Here is a 13,865-nt window from a genome sequence, read left to right on the forward strand (position 1 = left end):
TGTGATCCGCGACAGCCCGGCCACCACCTCGGCGAAGTGGCTCAGGCAACGCAGCCCGACACCGCCACCACGGCGAAACAGTGTGGTCCGCGACAGCCCGACACCACCACCTCGGCGAAACGGTGTGGTCCGCGACAGCCGATACCGCCACCTCGGTGAAACGGTGTGGTCCGCGACTGCCGGATGCCGCCACTTCGGTGAAACGGCATCGGCAGCACAGNCGTAGTCCGCGACAGCCCGGCCACCACCTCGGCGAAGTGGCTCAGGCAACGCAGCCTGGCACCGCCACCTCGGCGAAGTGGCATGGTCCGCGACAGCCGATACCGCCACTTCGGCGAAGTGGTGGGATCGGCGGTGGCGGAGCGGTGTGGCTCAGGTGCCGATCATCGCCGTCAGGCGCGGCGGGCGTCCCGACCGGCCAGGGCCGGGCGCCGGGTCCGCGGGCGGGCGACCAGGAGGAGCCCTCGCGCGGCCGGCGCGACGGCCACGTCGATCAGGGCATGCGTGAACATGCCGGCCAGGCTAGCCGTCCACCGGTGCGCCCGCGACGGGTTTTCCTAGACCTCGACCGTGCGTCCCTGCGCCCGGGCGGTCTCGGCGGCGTCGAGCACCGCCACCACCTCGCGGCCGAACCGCACGTCGCAGCGGTGGTCCCGGGTGCCGGCGTCGACCTCCTCCAGCAACTGGTCCAGCGCGCCACCGAAGGCCTGGAGCGCGCTGCCGTCGCCGGGCGGGACGGTCTCGGTGCCGTTCTCGCCGAAGAAGACGAAGTCCCGGGTGAACGCCTCGGTCGGGGCGTCGAGGGTGAGCGAAAGCGAGCTGGTCGCGCCGCCGTCGTGGGTGAGCAGCAGGTGCACCAGGCCGCTCGGCCCGTCCATCGCGGCGACCCGGGTGACCCGGCCGAGCACCGGCAGGATCAGCGACAGGGCGTGCGGGCCGATGTCCCACAACGCGCCCCGGTCGCGACGCCACGGCGAGTTCCCGTACGGGTTGCCGGGTTGGTAGATCGAGGCGAACATGGTGCCCCGGGCGTGCTGCCAGCCGCCGGCCGCCGCGGTCGAGGCGAGGAAGCCGGTGACGTTCGGGTGGAAGCGCTGGGTGAAGAAGACCACCGAGGCCACCCCGGACGCCTGGACCGCGTCGACCACCCGGTCGGCGTCGGCGAGGCTCAGCGCCAGCGGCTTGTCCAGCAGCAGGTGCCGTCCGGCGGTGGCGGCCCGCACGGCGATGTCGGCCTGCACGTCCGGCGGCAGCGCGACGGCGACCGCGTCGCACGCGCCGAGCAACGCGTCCACGTCGGTGAAGGCCGGTACGCCGTGCCGGGTGGCCAGGGCTTCCGCCTTCGCCGGATTCCGCCCCCACACGCCGGCCAGTCGGGCCCGCGGGTGGGCGTCGATGCCCGCGGCGTGCGTCTCCGCCGCCCAGTGACCGGTGCCGAACAACCCGAACCGCACCCCGACCCCCTACCGCCGTCGTCGGCCACCGGCGTACGCCGGGACCGTGATCCACGCTAGCCGCCCGGCCCGGTCGGCGCGTCCCGACCCGGCCGGCATGCCGCTACTACGCCGGTTAGTAGGCTGGGCCGGTGAACGACACGGCGTCGCTGACCAGTTCGCCGGTGGACGGGTTCCTCGCCACCGCCGCGATCGTGCTCTCGCTGGCGGTCGCGGTGTGGGCCCTGGTCGCGGCCGTGCGGCAGCGCCCGCCGGACCGGGTTCAGTTCGCCGGCCTGGCCGTGGTGGAACTGGCGCTGCTGGCGTTGACCGTGGTGGCGCTGGTCGCGCTCGGCGACGGCGACCGTCCGGGCGAGCCGGGGGCGTTCTTCGGTTACCTGGTGACGCTGGTCTGCCTGCCGCCGCTGGCCTGGGTGCTGGCCCGGATGGAGCCGACCCGCTGGGGATCGGCGATCGTGTGCGCGATCTGCCTGGTCGCGCCGGTCGTGGTGGTCCGGCTCCAGCAGACCTGGGAGGTCGTGGGTGGCTGAGACCACGGCGCCGGAGCGCGCCACCAACCGGGGGCCGGGCCGGCTGTTGATCGCGGTCTACATCCTCTTCGCCATCGCCGCGACCTCGCGGGCCGGCCTGCAGATCGCCACGAGGTTCGGCGAGGCGCCGGTGGCGTACCTGCTCTCCGCGCTCGCCGCGGTGATCTACATCGTGGCGGCGGTCGGGCTGGCCCGGGCCGGGCACGCCGGCCGTCGACTCGCGCTGGCCTGCTGCTCGGTCGAGCTGGTCGGGGTGCTCGCGGTCGGCGTGCTGAGCATCGCCGACCCCGAGCTGTTCCCGGACGAGACGGTCTGGTCGGACTTCGGCGGCGGCTACGGCTACATCCCGCTGGTGCTGCCGGTGCTCGGCCTGTTCTGGTTGTGGCGCACCCGGCGCGACCCCGCCTGAGCGCCGGCCGCGCCCGAGCTCCGAGCACGCCCAAGCTCCGAGCACGCGCCCGAAATGCGGNGGAGACGAACGACGCGCCCTCGCTGGCCAGGAACGAGATGGTGTGCGCGACGTCCTCGGGGCGGCCGGTACGGCGTACCGGGATCTCGGCGGCGGCGTGCTCCTGGAGCGCGGCGAAGTCCACCTTCATCCGGGCCGCGGTGGCCGCGGTCATGTCGGTGACGATGAAGCCGGGCGCGACCGCGTTGACGGTCACGCCGAACGGGCCCAGCTCGATCGCGAGCGTCTTGGTGAAACCCTGCATGCCGGCCTTGGCGGCCGCGTAGTTCGCCTGACCCCGGTTGCCCAGCGCCGAGGTGCTGGACAGGTTGACGATCCGGCCCCACTTCCGCTCGACCATGTGCTTCTGCGTGGCCTGGCTGAACAGGAAGGCGCCGCGCAGGTGCACGCCCAGGACCGTGTCCCAGTCGGCGTCGGTCATCTTGAACAGCAGGTTGTCGCGGAGGACCCCGGCGTTGTTGACCAGCACGGTCGGGGCGCCCAGCTCGGCGGCGACCCGCTCGACGGCGGCCTCCACCTGCGCCCGGTCGGCGACGTCCGCGCCGACGCCGAGCGCCCGGCCACCGGCGGCGACGATGCCGTCCACGGTCTCCCCGGTGGTGGACTCGTCGATGTCGACCACGGCGACGGCCATGCCGTCGGCCGCCAGCCGGCGGGCGGTGGCCGCGCCGATACCGCGTGCGGCGCCGGTCACGATGGCGACGCGGGGCTCCTCCGACATGATTACCTCCCGGTAACTTGGGCTCGATCGGAGGAGCCTAACCCGCCGACGCGTCCGTCAGACCGCCCCACCCCGGCAGAGCCGGATCCACCGGTAGCCGTGCCCGCCCAGCTTGAGCCGGTCGAGCTTGCCCACGTCCTCGTAGTTGCGGTCGCTGAGCACGTCGATCGGCAGGTTCGCCTCGGGCGCCAGCGTGCTCAGGTCGACCTCCACGTCCTCGGTGCCGAGGTTGTGCAGGAAGACCATGGTGCCGGTCGGCCCGTCGGCGCGGTGCGCGAGCACACCGGCGGGCATCGGCACGTCGATGTGGCTGGTGCTGCCCGAGCCGACCTCCGGGGCCTCCCGGAGGGTACGGATCATCCGCTCGAACCAGCCCAGTAGCGAGCGCGGGTCCTTGCGTTGCGCGGTGACGTTGACCTGCTGGTAGCCGTACTCACCCTTGTCGATCACCGGGCGGATCAGCTTCTCCGGCTCGGCGGTGGAGAAGCCGGCGTTGTCCTGGTAGGACCACTGCATCGGGGTACGGATCGCGTTGCGCCCGTCCAGCGCCAGGTTCTCCCCCATGCCGATCTCCTCGCCGTAGCGCAGCACCGGCGTGCCGCGCAGCGAGAACTGGAGCGCGTACGCCAGCTCGATGTGCCGGCGGTCGTTGCCGAGCATCGGGGCCAGCCGGCGGCGGATGCCCCGCCCGTAGAGCTGCATGTTCTCATCGGGCCCGAACTTGGCCAGCACGTCGTTGCGCTGGTCGGCGGTGAGCCGGGACAGGTCGATCTCGTCGTGGTTGCGCAGGAACGTGGCCCACTGGCCGCCGGTGGGCAGCTTCGGGGTGTCGCGCAGCGCGTCGATGATCGTCTCCGGGTCCTCCCGGGCGAACGCGAGCATCAGGCGGCTGTTCAGCATGAAGTCGAAGAGCATGTGGATGCGGTTGCCCGAGCCGCCGCCGTCGCCGAAGTAGACCGGCAGCTCCTCCGGCTCGACGTTCGCCTCGGCCAGCAGGACCGCGTCGCCGCGCCGCCACTGTACGTGCTGGCGCAGGTCGGAGAGGTAGTCGAAGTCCTTGGGCGCGTTTGGGTTGCCCGGCTCGGTCTGCTCGATGATGAACGGCACGGCATCCATCCGGAAGCCGGAGACACCGAGTTGGAGCCAGAACGAGGTGATCTTCTTGATCTCCGCCCGTACCTTCGGGTTCTCGATGTTGAGATCCGGCTGGAACTTGTAGAACCGGTGGTAGTACCAGGCCTTGGCGGTCCGGTCGTAGGTCCAGGTCTCGTGCTGTTCGCCCGGGAAGACCATGCCCTGGTGCCGGTCCGCCGGCTCGTGGTCGGCCCAGACGTACCAGTCACGGTACGGGGAGTCGGGCGACGACCGGGCGGACTGGAACCACGGGTGCTGGTCGGAGGTGTGGTTGACGACCAGGTCGATGATCACCCGGATGCCGTGGTTCTGCGCCTGGTGCAGCAGCTCGGCGAAGTCGCCGAGCGTGCCCAGTCGTGGGTCGACGTTGTAGAAGTCGGTCGCGTCGTACCCGTCGTCCTGGTTCGGCGAGGGGTGGATCGGGTTCAGCCAGATGCAGGTCACCCCGAGCCGGGCGAGGTAGTCCAGCCGGCCGATCAGGCCCTGGAAGTCCCCCACCCCGTCGCCGTCGGAGTCCGCGTACGAGTCCACGTCGAGGCAGTAGACGACCGCCTCCTGATACCACCTGTCACCCATGCGGGAACTACTTCTCCGCATGCGCGATCCGGCAAACCCGGTAGGTTGGCCGGCATGGACGCACCCGTCACCGACTGGTCGGCCGGCGAGTGGCTGAACCCGCCCGAGCGGGCCGAGGCCGTCGACGGCGTGCTGCTGGTGGAGCCGCGTGGCGGCAGTGACTTCTGGCGGCGCACCAGCTACGGCTTCGTGCACGACGACGGGTCCGCGCTGCTGGCGCCGTTCGAAGTGGACAGTTCCGTCGAGGTGTCCTTCCGGTTCGACTACGGCGCCCAGTTCGACCAGGCCGGCGTGCTGGTGCGGGTGGACGAGCGGCGGTGGACCAAGGCCGGGGTCGAGGTGAGCGACGGCGTCCCGCAGGTCGGCGCCGTGGTGACCGACGAGTTCTCCGACTGGTCGGTGGCGCCGGTGCCGGAGTGGTCGGGTCGGGACGTGACGGTCCGGGTGAGCCGGGCCGGGGACGCGTTGACCGTCCGGGCCCGGGTGGACGAGGAGCCGTGGCGGCGGGTGCGGGTCGCCCCGCTCGACCCGGCGGCGTCGGCGACGGCCGGGCCGTACTGCTGCTCGCCGAGCCGGGGCGGCCTGCTGGTCCGGTTCACCGGCTGGCGCCGGGGGCCGGCGGACGCGGCGTTGCACCCGGAGACCTGAGCCACAGGTGTGAGCGGGGCTCACCCGGGTACTACCCCCGGATCTCCCGCACCCCGTCTGGAAGGACCGCCATGGCCCTGGCCCAGGACGTCGACCCGAACCAGTTCTCCGGGCTGACCGGCTGGGTGGCGAGCGTTATCGACTCGCTGGGCGCGGTCGGGGTCGCCCTGCTGGTGGCGCTGGAGAGCATCATCCCGCCGATCCCGAGCGAGATCGTGCTGGCGATGGCGGGCTACCTGTCCGCCGAGGGCCGGTTCAACGTGGTGGTGATCGTGCTGGCCGCGACCGCCGGCTCGCTGCTCGGCGCGCTGGTGCTCTACTGGCTCGGCGCGGCGCTCGGCGAGGACCGGCTCAAGCGTTGGCTGGACCACATCCCGCTGGTCGACCTGGAGGACCTGGAGAAGGCCGACCGCTGGTTCGAGCGGCACGGCCGCTGGGCGGTGCTGGTCGGCCGCGTGGTGCCGGTGGTCCGCAGCCTGGTCTCCATTCCGGCCGGCGCGAACCGCATGCCGCTTGGCGAGTTCATCCTGCTGACCACGCTGGGCAGCGGGGTGTGGAACACGTTGATCGTGGGCGCCGGTTTCCTGCTCGGGTCCCGGTGGGAGGACGTCGACCGGTACAGCCAGTGGTTCAACTACGCGATCTTCGCGGTCTTCGGCGTGATGATCGTGAGCTGGGCGGTGAAGAAGGTGCGCCGGCGGCGCGCCCGGCAGTCGGTGACCACCGGGCGCTGACCGTCGGTCGCGAGGGCGTCGGGCGGGTCAGAAGCCCGCGGTGATCCGGGTGAACTCCCAGGTGTTCTGCGCGATGCCGGAGCAGTTGGACACCACGCCGCCGCCCGCGCAGGGCCGGTCCCGGTTGACCGACCAGAACGTGAACCGGGCCAGGCCGCGGGCCTTGGCCCAGTCGCGGATCTGCGTCCAGGTGGCCGGCGAGGTCAGCTCCTGCTGGTCGGAGAGGCCGTTCATGCCGGACAGGCCCATGTGCGCGTACGCGGTGGCGTCGGACCAGCCGAACGCGTTCTTCAACGCGGTCTTCAGGCCCTCGGCCGCGTTCACCGTGTTCTGGTACATGTTCGCGCCGCCGCCGAAGTCGAACGGCATGATGGTGAACACGTCGATGCCGGCGTTCTTGGCGGCGGCCTGGTTGATCAGCCGGGTGCCGTGGTACGCCGGGCCGGTGGTCGAGGTGCCGAACGTGACGATCGTCTTGATGCCCGGATTGTTCTGCTTGACGATCTTGAGGGCGTCCAGGATGCGGTCCTGCACCACCTCGTTCTCGAACTCGTCGCTGTTCTCGATGTCGATGTCGATCGCCTTCAGCCCGTACGCGTTGATGACCTGCTGGTACGCCCCGGCGAGCGCGGCGGCCGAGGAGCAGTTCGGGCCGAGCTTGTTGCCGCTCCATCCGCCGAAGGAGGGGATCACGTCACCGCCGGCCGCCTTGATCGCGGCGATGGTGGCGGCGTGCGTGCCGCCGGTCAGCGGGCCGTTGCCGTCCCAGGCCGGGGTGCAGCCGCCGCCGGAGAGCACGAACGCGATGGTGAACCACTTGATCCCGGTCGCGCCCATCACGGTGGCCGGCGCCGGCGGGTCGCCCCAGCCCGGGTAGAGGTAGGGGGCGGCGGCCATCGCGCTCCCGCCGCCGGTGCACCCGGTGGTGCTGGCCGAGACCGCCGGCGACTTCGCCGACTCGCCGTTGCCGTTGTACGCGGTCACCGTGTAGCTGTGCCCGCTGCACGCGGCCAACCCGGAGACCGTGGCCGAGGTGCCGGTGACGGTGGCCTTGACCGTGCTGCCCTCGTACACCCGGTAGCCGGTGACCGTGCCCGAGACGGCGGTCCAGGCCAGCGCGACGGAGGAGGCGGTGGTGCCGGTGACCCGCAGCCCGCCCGGGGTGGCCGGGGCGCCGGGGTTGCCGGGGTTGCCCCCGCCGGTGCAGGACCCGCCGTTGACCGTGCAGTTGACCGGGTCGCCGGTGCCGGCGACGACGAAGCCGAAGCTGGTGCTGGCGCCGGGGGCGAGCGCGCCGTTCCAGGACTGGTTGAGCGCGGTGACGTGCTGGCCGGAGGTGGTCAGCCGGGCGTCCCAGAAGGAGCCGAGCGTGCTGCCGCTGGGCAGGTCGAACTGGACGTTCCACGAGGAGATGGCGGCGGAGCTGTCGTTGGTGACGGTGAACCGTGCTTCGTACCCGCTGCTCCAGCTGGAGGTGCGGACGAAGGCGGCGGTGGCGGCGGAGGCGGGCGGCGCGGCCAGCAGCGCGCCGGCGACCACGGCGGTGGTCAGCGCGGCGGCCAGCGTGCCCAGGCGGGAGCGGAGTCTCACGGCGTCCTCCAGGGACGGGCGGGGCGGGCAGGCATTCACTACCGTCGACGTGAGCCTATTATTAAGAGTGTTAACTGTTTCTGTCCAGCATTCGTTCGACGGGGCCCGGACGCACCGCGTCCGGGCCCCGCCTCGCGCTCACCGCCTCAGCGGCGGAAGGTGAACCAGTTGACGTTGACGAAGTCCGACGGCTGGCCGCTGGTGAACGTCAGGTAGACCGTGTGCCGGCCGGTCACCGAGCCGACGTTGCCCGGCACCGAGCGCCAGCTCTGCCAGCCACCGGTGTTGCCGACCGCGAAGCTGCCGATCGGTGTCGCGGTGCGGCTGTCCACCCGGACCTCGACGAGGCCGCTCACCCCGGCCGCGGCGCCCGAGGCGACCCGGGCCACGAAGTCGCGCGGCGGCGTCGACCCGAAGTCCACGTTGTCGAAGCGGGCCCAGTCACCGTTGGCCAGCGCGGCGATGTTCCGCCCACCCTCGGTGCACGTCTCCACCTGCACGCCACTCTGCCCGTCGAACGACTCGGCCTCGATGTTCGCGTACGCGTTGCGCACCCCGCCCGTCGGCGGCGTGGTCGGCGTCGGCGACGGGTTGCTCCCGCCACCGCGGGAGTAGACCGCCACGTAGTCGACCAGCATCGGCCGGCCGGACACGGTGGCCGAGGTCGGCGTGGCCGAACCCGCCACCCCGTCCGGGAAGCCGCCACCCATCGCCACGTTGAGCAGCAGGAAGTAGCCGCTGTGGCTGGTCATCTGGGTCCAGTACGGCTCGCCGACCTGGCCCTGCGTGACGGTGTGGAAGAGCTGACCGTCGACGTACCAGCGCAGTTGCTGCGGGCTCACCGAGGCGTCCCACTCGAAGCGGTAGGTGTGGAACGCCGACTGGCAGGTGCTGCCCGGGCAGGCCCGGGACGCGCCCCGGCCGTTGAACTCGTCGCACGGGCCGCCCGGCGCGACGCCGCAGTGCAGCACGCCCCAGACCGAGTTGATCCCGTTGACGTTCTCCATCACGTCGAACTCGCCGATGCCGGGCCAGTTCTGGTAGTTGCCCCGGTACGGGGAGCCGAGCGCCCAGAACGCCGGCCAGTAGCCGGACGCCGCCGCGCCGGTGACGTTGGGCATCTGGATCCGGCCCTCCAGGGCCAGCACGCCGCCGGACGGTGGCTTGAAGTTCGACCGGACGGTCTCGATCCGGCCCGAGGTCCAGCGGCCGGCGGAGTCGCGCAGCGGGGTGATGCGCAGGTTGCCCGAGCCGTCCTGGGAGAGGTTGGCGGTGTTCGAGGTGTAGGTCTGCTTCTCGCCGGTGCCCCAGTTGGCCGGGCCGCCCGGGTAGCTGGTGCCGGTGTCGATGATCCAGTTGGCCGACGAGGGCAGCGTGCCGGCCGCGCCGGTGAAGTCGTCGCTCCACACCAGGCTCCACCCGGAGGGAGGGGCCGGCACGGCCGCCTGCGCGGTCATCGAGACGGTCGCGACCGCGGTGGTCGTGGCGACCACGGCCGCGGCCAGGGCGAGCCGGCGGCGCAACCGGGGCACGGCGGAGGAGGCGGCCGGAGCCGCCGGAATCGGGTTCATCGGGGTGCCTCTCTGCGGGGACGGGGCGGAGAGCGCTCTCTGAGAGCGATTTCTACGCGTCCGCCCCCGCCTTTGTCAACGCTTGTCGATCACCATCGGCTGGGGCCGGCGCAGCAGCACCTGCTCCAACGCGGTCCACGCGGTGGTGGTGACCAGATAGAGCACCGCCGCGAGCGGCACCACCAACGCCACCAGCACGGTCCCGAACGGCAGCAGCGGCAGCACCCGCCCGAGCACCGCCGCGCCCGGACCGTCCCCCGTCGAACCGCCGACCGCGCCGGCAGTCGCGGCGGCCGTCCGGCGCATCCGCCGGGACGACCACCAGGCCAGCGCGAGCAGCGCGGCCAGCAGCACCCCGAACACCACCGGCACCGGACCGGCCAGCCCGTCGCCGAGATGCCACCCCAGGGGTACGCCGGCCAGCCGCTCCCCCAGCAACTCCGGTGCGCCGTCACCGGTGGCGAAGAGGCGGTACATGATCAGGAAGAACGGTGCCTGCAACAGCGCTGGCAGGCAGCCCGCGACCGGGCTCGCGCCGGCCCGACGGTAGAGCGCGAACAGTTCACTTTGCAGCCGGGCGGGATCGTCCGCGTACCGGCGCTGAAGCTCACGGACCTCCGGGGCGAGCGCCGTGCGACGCCGCTCCCCACGGACCTGGGCCAGGGTCAGCGGCGAGATCAACAGCCGGACCCCGGCGGTGAACAGGACGATGGCGGCGGCCGTCGCGGCCCCGCCGGGAAGCGGGGCGAGCACGTCGGCCAGCCAGGTGACGACGGTGGCGGCGGCCGAGGCCGCGGTGTGCAACGGTGCGAAGGCGAACATGGGCAGACCCCTGAAGTCCGATTCCGGATGTCCCATGCGGCGAAGCGCCACAGCGGGACGGATGACGACGGAATCGGCCGCACAGCCACGAGGAGGCCCGCCCGGCGGGTGCCGTCGGGCAGAAGAACCACCCGACAGGTGCCCGGCCCGGCGGACCCGTGCCCCGGACAACTCCAGGCCCGGACAGGTATGCGCCTTGCGGGTGCCCGCCCGGACAGGTGCCCGCCCGGACAGGTGCCCGCCCGGACAGGTGCCCGCCCGGACAGGTGCGCGCCCGGACAGGTGCCCGCCCGGACAGGTGCGCGCCCGGACAGGTGCGCGCCCTGCGGGTGCCCGCGGGCGGCGCGCGCCTTTCGGCGACGCCGCGGCGGTCGTGGCTAGACGGCCGAGGGGTGCAGCCCGGGTGCACGCGGCCGGGGACGGCCCGGCGCGTCCGGATCGATCTGCCGGGGCATCCGCCGGCGGCGGGCGCGGTCGCGCAGGGCGGCAGCGTACCGCGTGCCGGGGGGCGTGGGCAAAGCCCGCACCCGCAGCGCGAGCAGGGTGGCCACCAGCAGGGCGGCGGCGACCGCCGCACCGGCGAGCAGCCCGGCCGGCCGGTCCGCGAACAGGACGAGGGCGTAGGCCCACGCCCCCGTCACGATCGCCAGCATCCCCGCCACACGACCACCTTAGAACGTCCGGTCACGCCGGACGGCCCCGCGAACGCCAGTCCGCCGAACCGGCGGCATCCACCCCGGCAGGACCTCGCCACTTCGCCGAACCCACCACCGGCCACCGCCCACGGCCACCGGCCACCGCCCACCGGCCACCGCCCACGGCCACCGGCCACCGGCCACCGGCCACCGCCCACGGCCACCGGCCACCGGGCACCGGGCACCGGGCACCGGGCACCGGGCACCGGCCACCGGGCACCGCCCACGGCCACCGGGCACCGGCCACCGGGCACCGGGCACCGGGCACCGAGCACCGAGCACCGAGCACCGGCCATCGGACCCGAAACCGTCGCGGTAGCAACCGGGGCGCCGACACGCCGTGCGGCGCGTTTCCGGGCGTCGCCACGGTGGGTAACAGGGCGTCGACCACGCGGCACGGTGCCGTGGTCGGTCGGGAGGAGACGGTGGTGACGATGAGCGGCTCAGTGGCGGAGCGGGAGCGGGACGCCGCGCCGGGCGGGACGGACCTGCTGACGGTCGGCGTCGAGGAGGAGTTCCTGCTCGCCGATCCGCACACCGGTGCCGCGGTGCCCGCCGTCGACCTGGTGATGGAGCAGGTGCCGGCCGAGTTGCGGGGTCAGGTGGAGCGCGAGTTCCAGACCAGCCAGATCGAGATCGGCAGCCCGCCCGGCCTGGAGCTGTCCTCGATCCGGCACTCGTTGTCGATGCTCCGCGGCGAGCTGGCGGACGCCGCCGAGCGGGCCGGCGTACGGCTGTTGGCGATCGGCACCGGGCCGGTGGACGGACCGGTCCCGCCGGTGGTGGACAAGCCCCGCTTCGACCGGATGATCGAGCGGTTCCGGCTGCTGGTGCCCGGCCCCGGCAACAACGGCATGCACGTGCACGTCGGCGTACCGGACCCGGACACCGGGGTGCAGGTGCTCAACCACGTCCGGCCCTGGCTGCCGATCCTGCACGCGGTCACCGTCAACTCCCCGTTCTCGCAGGGTACGGACACCGGCTACGCGAGCTGGCGCTCGATCGAGTGGGAGCGCTGGCCGTCGGTCGCGCCGACGCCCTACCTGAAGTCGCACGAGCACTACCAGCGGCTGATCCGCCAGCTCATCGCCAGCGGCGTCATGCTGGACGAGGGGATGCTCTACTGGTATGCCCGGCTCTCCGCGAAGTACCCGACCGTGGAGATCAGGATCGGGGACGTCTGCCCGTCCGTGGACGACGCGGTGCTGGTGGCAGCGCTGGTCCGCGCGTTGGTCGCGACCGCGCTCACCGACGTCGCCGCCGGCCGGCCGGCCGTCAACACCGATCATCACCTGCTGGTCGCGGCGCACTGGCGGGCCGCCCACGACGGGCTGGAAGGCGAGGGCGTCGACCTGACCGACGGCGAGCTGCGCCCGGCCTGGGAACTGCTCGACCGGCTGGTCGACCGGCTGCGCCCGGAGTTGACGCGGCACGGCGACCTCGACCAGGTCACCGACCTGCTGGGCGGGCTACGCCGGCACGGCAGCGGCGCGGCACGGCAGCGCGCGGTGTTCGCGCGTACCGGGAAGTTGGTCGACGTGGTCGCGGACGTGGCCCGCCAGACCCGTGGTTGAGCTGCCGCGCGGCCGGGGCCGGGCGTGACAGGATGAGCGGCGTGGCGGAGCGGATGATCGTCATCGGCGGTGACGCCGCCGGCATGTCGGCGGCGTCCCAGGCGCGTCGCCGCCGCGACCGGACGGACCTGGAGATCGTCGCTTTCGACCGGGGGCACTTCACCTCCTACTCGGCCTGCGGCATCCCCTACTGGATCAGCGGTCTGGTGCCGGAGCGCGACCAGCTCGTCGCCCGCACGCCGGCCACCTTCCGCGACGAGTTCGACATCGACGTCCGGATGCGGCACGAGGTCACCGCCATCGACCTCGACGGCCGCGAGGTCGTCGCGCGTGACCTGGACGGCGGCGGCGAGGTCCGGGTCGGCTTCGACACCCTGGTGTACGCCGCCGGCGCCACCCCGGTGCAGCCGGAGTGGGCCCGCACCGGGGTGGCCGGCGTGTTCGGCGTGCAGACGCTCGACGACGGCGCCGAGCTGCTCGACTGGCTCGAACGCGAGCCGCGGCCCCGGCACGCGGTGGTGGTCGGCGGCGGCTATGTCGGTGTGGAGATGGCCGAGGCGCTGGTCAACCGCGGGCTCTCGGTCCAACTCGTCGAGCAGGCGCCGCAGCCGATGTCCACCGTCGACCCGGACATGGGCGAGCTGGTGGCCGAGGCGATCCGGGGCATCGGCATCGGCACCCGTACCGGATCGACGGTGACCGGCCTGGAGGAGCGCGACGGCCGGATCGCCGCGGTGGTCACCACCGACGGGCCGATCCCGGCCGACGTCGTGGTGCTGGGTCTCGGCGTACGCCCCAACACCGCGCTCGCCGACGCCGCCGGCATCCCGCTCGGCCCGTCCGGCGGGATCCGGGTGGACCGCCGGATGCGGGTGCCCGGGGTGCCCGGCGTCTGGGCGGCCGGCGACTGCGTGGAATCCCTGCACCGGGTCAGCGGAATGCCGGTGCACATCCCGCTCGGCACGCACGCCAACAAGCAGGGCCGGGTCGTGGGGATCAACGTCGGCGGCGGGTACGCCACCTTCCCCGGCGTGGTCGGCACCGCCGTCACCAAGGTCTGCGACCTGGAGGTGGGCCGCACCGGGCTGCGCGAGCAGGACGCCCTGGACGCCGGCTTCGAGTTCGTCACCGTGCTGGCCGAGTCGACGAACCGGGCCGGTTACTACCCGGGTGCCCGGCCGATGACCGTGAAGCTGATCGCCGAGCGGCCCAGCGGGCGGCTGCTCGGNGGGCTACGCGCCGCCGTACGCGCCGGTCTGGGACCCGGTGCTGATCGCCGCCCGCAAGGCCGTCGACGCCCTCGCCGCCGCCGCCCGGTAAGGAAGGGCCCCTTGTTAACGCATTCTG

Annotated in this window: 11 protein-coding genes and 2 pseudogenes; 6 read left to right on the forward strand and 7 right to left on the reverse strand. The window is 72.9% G+C overall.

Annotation, left to right across the window (positions count from 1 at the left end; translation table 11 throughout):
- Nucleotides 1-557: 557 nt before the first annotated feature.
- Entirely contained in the window at nt 558-1,454 is an 897-nt protein-coding gene (locus B1205_RS07900) for a Gfo/Idh/MocA family protein (RefSeq protein ID WP_089155024.1), read from the reverse strand.
- Between the two features lie 131 nt (nt 1,455-1,585).
- Between B1205_RS07900 and B1205_RS07905 the strand changes: the two genes are divergently transcribed.
- Nucleotides 1,586-1,984, forward strand: a complete 399-nt coding sequence (locus B1205_RS07905) for a hypothetical protein (protein WP_089155025.1) — start codon at nt 1,586-1,588, stop codon at nt 1,982-1,984.
- Nucleotides 1,977-2,393: a hypothetical protein gene (locus tag B1205_RS07910; RefSeq protein ID WP_089155026.1), complete on the forward strand. Its 417-nt coding sequence runs from the start codon at nt 1,977-1,979 to the stop codon at nt 2,391-2,393. Before B1205_RS07905 ends, B1205_RS07910 begins: the two co-directional genes overlap by 8 nt.
- A gap of 61 nt (nt 2,394-2,454) precedes the next feature.
- On the opposite strand, the pseudogene B1205_RS07915 reads toward B1205_RS07910, so the two are convergent.
- Together B1205_RS07915 and B1205_RS07920 are read right to left on the reverse strand one after the other, a co-directional pair.
- A pseudogene (locus B1205_RS07915) lies at nt 2,455-3,174 on the reverse strand (SDR family oxidoreductase); the annotation flags it as partial.
- A 57-nt stretch (nt 3,175-3,231) separates the two neighbouring features.
- Nucleotides 3,232-4,884 (reverse strand): alpha-amylase family protein, encoded by a 1,653-nt coding sequence (locus tag B1205_RS07920; protein WP_089155027.1) that lies wholly within the window; start codon nt 4,882-4,884, stop codon nt 3,232-3,234.
- 54 nt (nt 4,885-4,938) lie between these two features.
- Between B1205_RS07920 and B1205_RS07925 the strand changes: the two genes are divergently transcribed.
- Both B1205_RS07925 and B1205_RS07930 read left to right on the forward strand, forming a co-directional pair.
- Nucleotides 4,939-5,532 (forward strand): DUF1349 domain-containing protein, encoded by a 594-nt coding sequence (locus B1205_RS07925; RefSeq protein WP_089155028.1) that lies wholly within the window; start codon nt 4,939-4,941, stop codon nt 5,530-5,532.
- A 71-nt stretch (nt 5,533-5,603) separates the two neighbouring features.
- A complete protein-coding gene (locus B1205_RS07930; RefSeq protein ID WP_089155029.1) occupies nt 5,604-6,266 on the forward strand; it encodes a DedA family protein in 663 nt (220 codons plus the stop codon).
- A 27-nt stretch (nt 6,267-6,293) separates the two neighbouring features.
- On the opposite strand, the gene B1205_RS07935 is transcribed toward B1205_RS07930, so the two are convergent.
- The 4 genes from B1205_RS07935 to B1205_RS07950 form a co-directional block, all read right to left on the reverse strand.
- The gene (locus B1205_RS07935) at nt 6,294-7,856 is read right to left on the reverse strand and encodes a cellulose binding domain-containing protein (protein WP_089155369.1); all 1,563 of its coding nucleotides are present in this window, start codon (nt 7,854-7,856) and stop codon (nt 6,294-6,296) included.
- 146 nt (nt 7,857-8,002) lie between these two features.
- Nucleotides 8,003-9,427, reverse strand: a complete 1,425-nt coding sequence (locus tag B1205_RS07940; protein ID WP_089155030.1) for a carbohydrate-binding protein — start codon at nt 9,425-9,427, stop codon at nt 8,003-8,005.
- Nucleotides 9,428-9,502: 75 nt separating this feature from the next.
- Nucleotides 9,503-10,249 (reverse strand): YidC/Oxa1 family membrane protein insertase, encoded by a 747-nt coding sequence (locus tag B1205_RS07945; RefSeq protein ID WP_089155031.1) that lies wholly within the window; start codon nt 10,247-10,249, stop codon nt 9,503-9,505.
- A gap of 377 nt (nt 10,250-10,626) precedes the next feature.
- Nucleotides 10,627-10,902, reverse strand: a complete 276-nt coding sequence (locus B1205_RS07950) for a DUF6412 domain-containing protein (protein WP_089155032.1) — start codon at nt 10,900-10,902, stop codon at nt 10,627-10,629.
- 467 nt (nt 10,903-11,369) lie between these two features.
- On the opposite strand from B1205_RS07950, the gene B1205_RS07960 reads away from it, so the two are divergent.
- Together B1205_RS07960 and B1205_RS07965 are read left to right on the forward strand one after the other, a co-directional pair.
- Complete coding sequence (locus B1205_RS07960) at nt 11,370-12,518, forward strand: carboxylate-amine ligase (protein ID WP_089155370.1); 1,149 nt, start codon at nt 11,370-11,372, stop codon at nt 12,516-12,518.
- A 41-nt stretch (nt 12,519-12,559) separates the two neighbouring features.
- A pseudogene (locus B1205_RS07965) lies at nt 12,560-13,838 on the forward strand (FAD-dependent oxidoreductase).
- The last annotated feature ends 27 nt before the right edge of the window (nt 13,839-13,865 follow it).

Source organism: Micromonospora sp. NBS 11-29 (assembly GCF_002140155.1).
Lineage (GTDB): Bacteria > Actinomycetota > Actinomycetes > Mycobacteriales > Micromonosporaceae > Micromonospora.

Bases quoted from the DNA above. Each gene is read 5' to 3' on its own strand.
- B1205_RS07920 (WP_089155027.1), bottom strand. From the start codon at position 4,884: ATGGGTGACAGGTGGTATCAGGAGGCGGTCGTCTACTGCCTCGACGTG.
- B1205_RS07925 (WP_089155028.1), top strand. From the start codon at position 4,939: ATGGACGCACCCGTCACCGACTGGTCGGCCGGCGAGTGGCTGAACCCG.
- B1205_RS07930 (WP_089155029.1), top strand. From the start codon at position 5,604: ATGGCCCTGGCCCAGGACGTCGACCCGAACCAGTTCTCCGGGCTGACC.
- B1205_RS07940 (WP_089155030.1), bottom strand. From the start codon at position 9,427: ATGAACCCGATTCCGGCGGCTCCGGCCGCCTCCTCCGCCGTGCCCCGG.
- B1205_RS07945 (WP_089155031.1), bottom strand. From the start codon at position 10,249: ATGTTCGCCTTCGCACCGTTGCACACCGCGGCCTCGGCCGCCGCCACC.
- B1205_RS07950 (WP_089155032.1), bottom strand. From the start codon at position 10,902: ATGCTGGCGATCGTGACGGGGGCGTGGGCCTACGCCCTCGTCCTGTTC.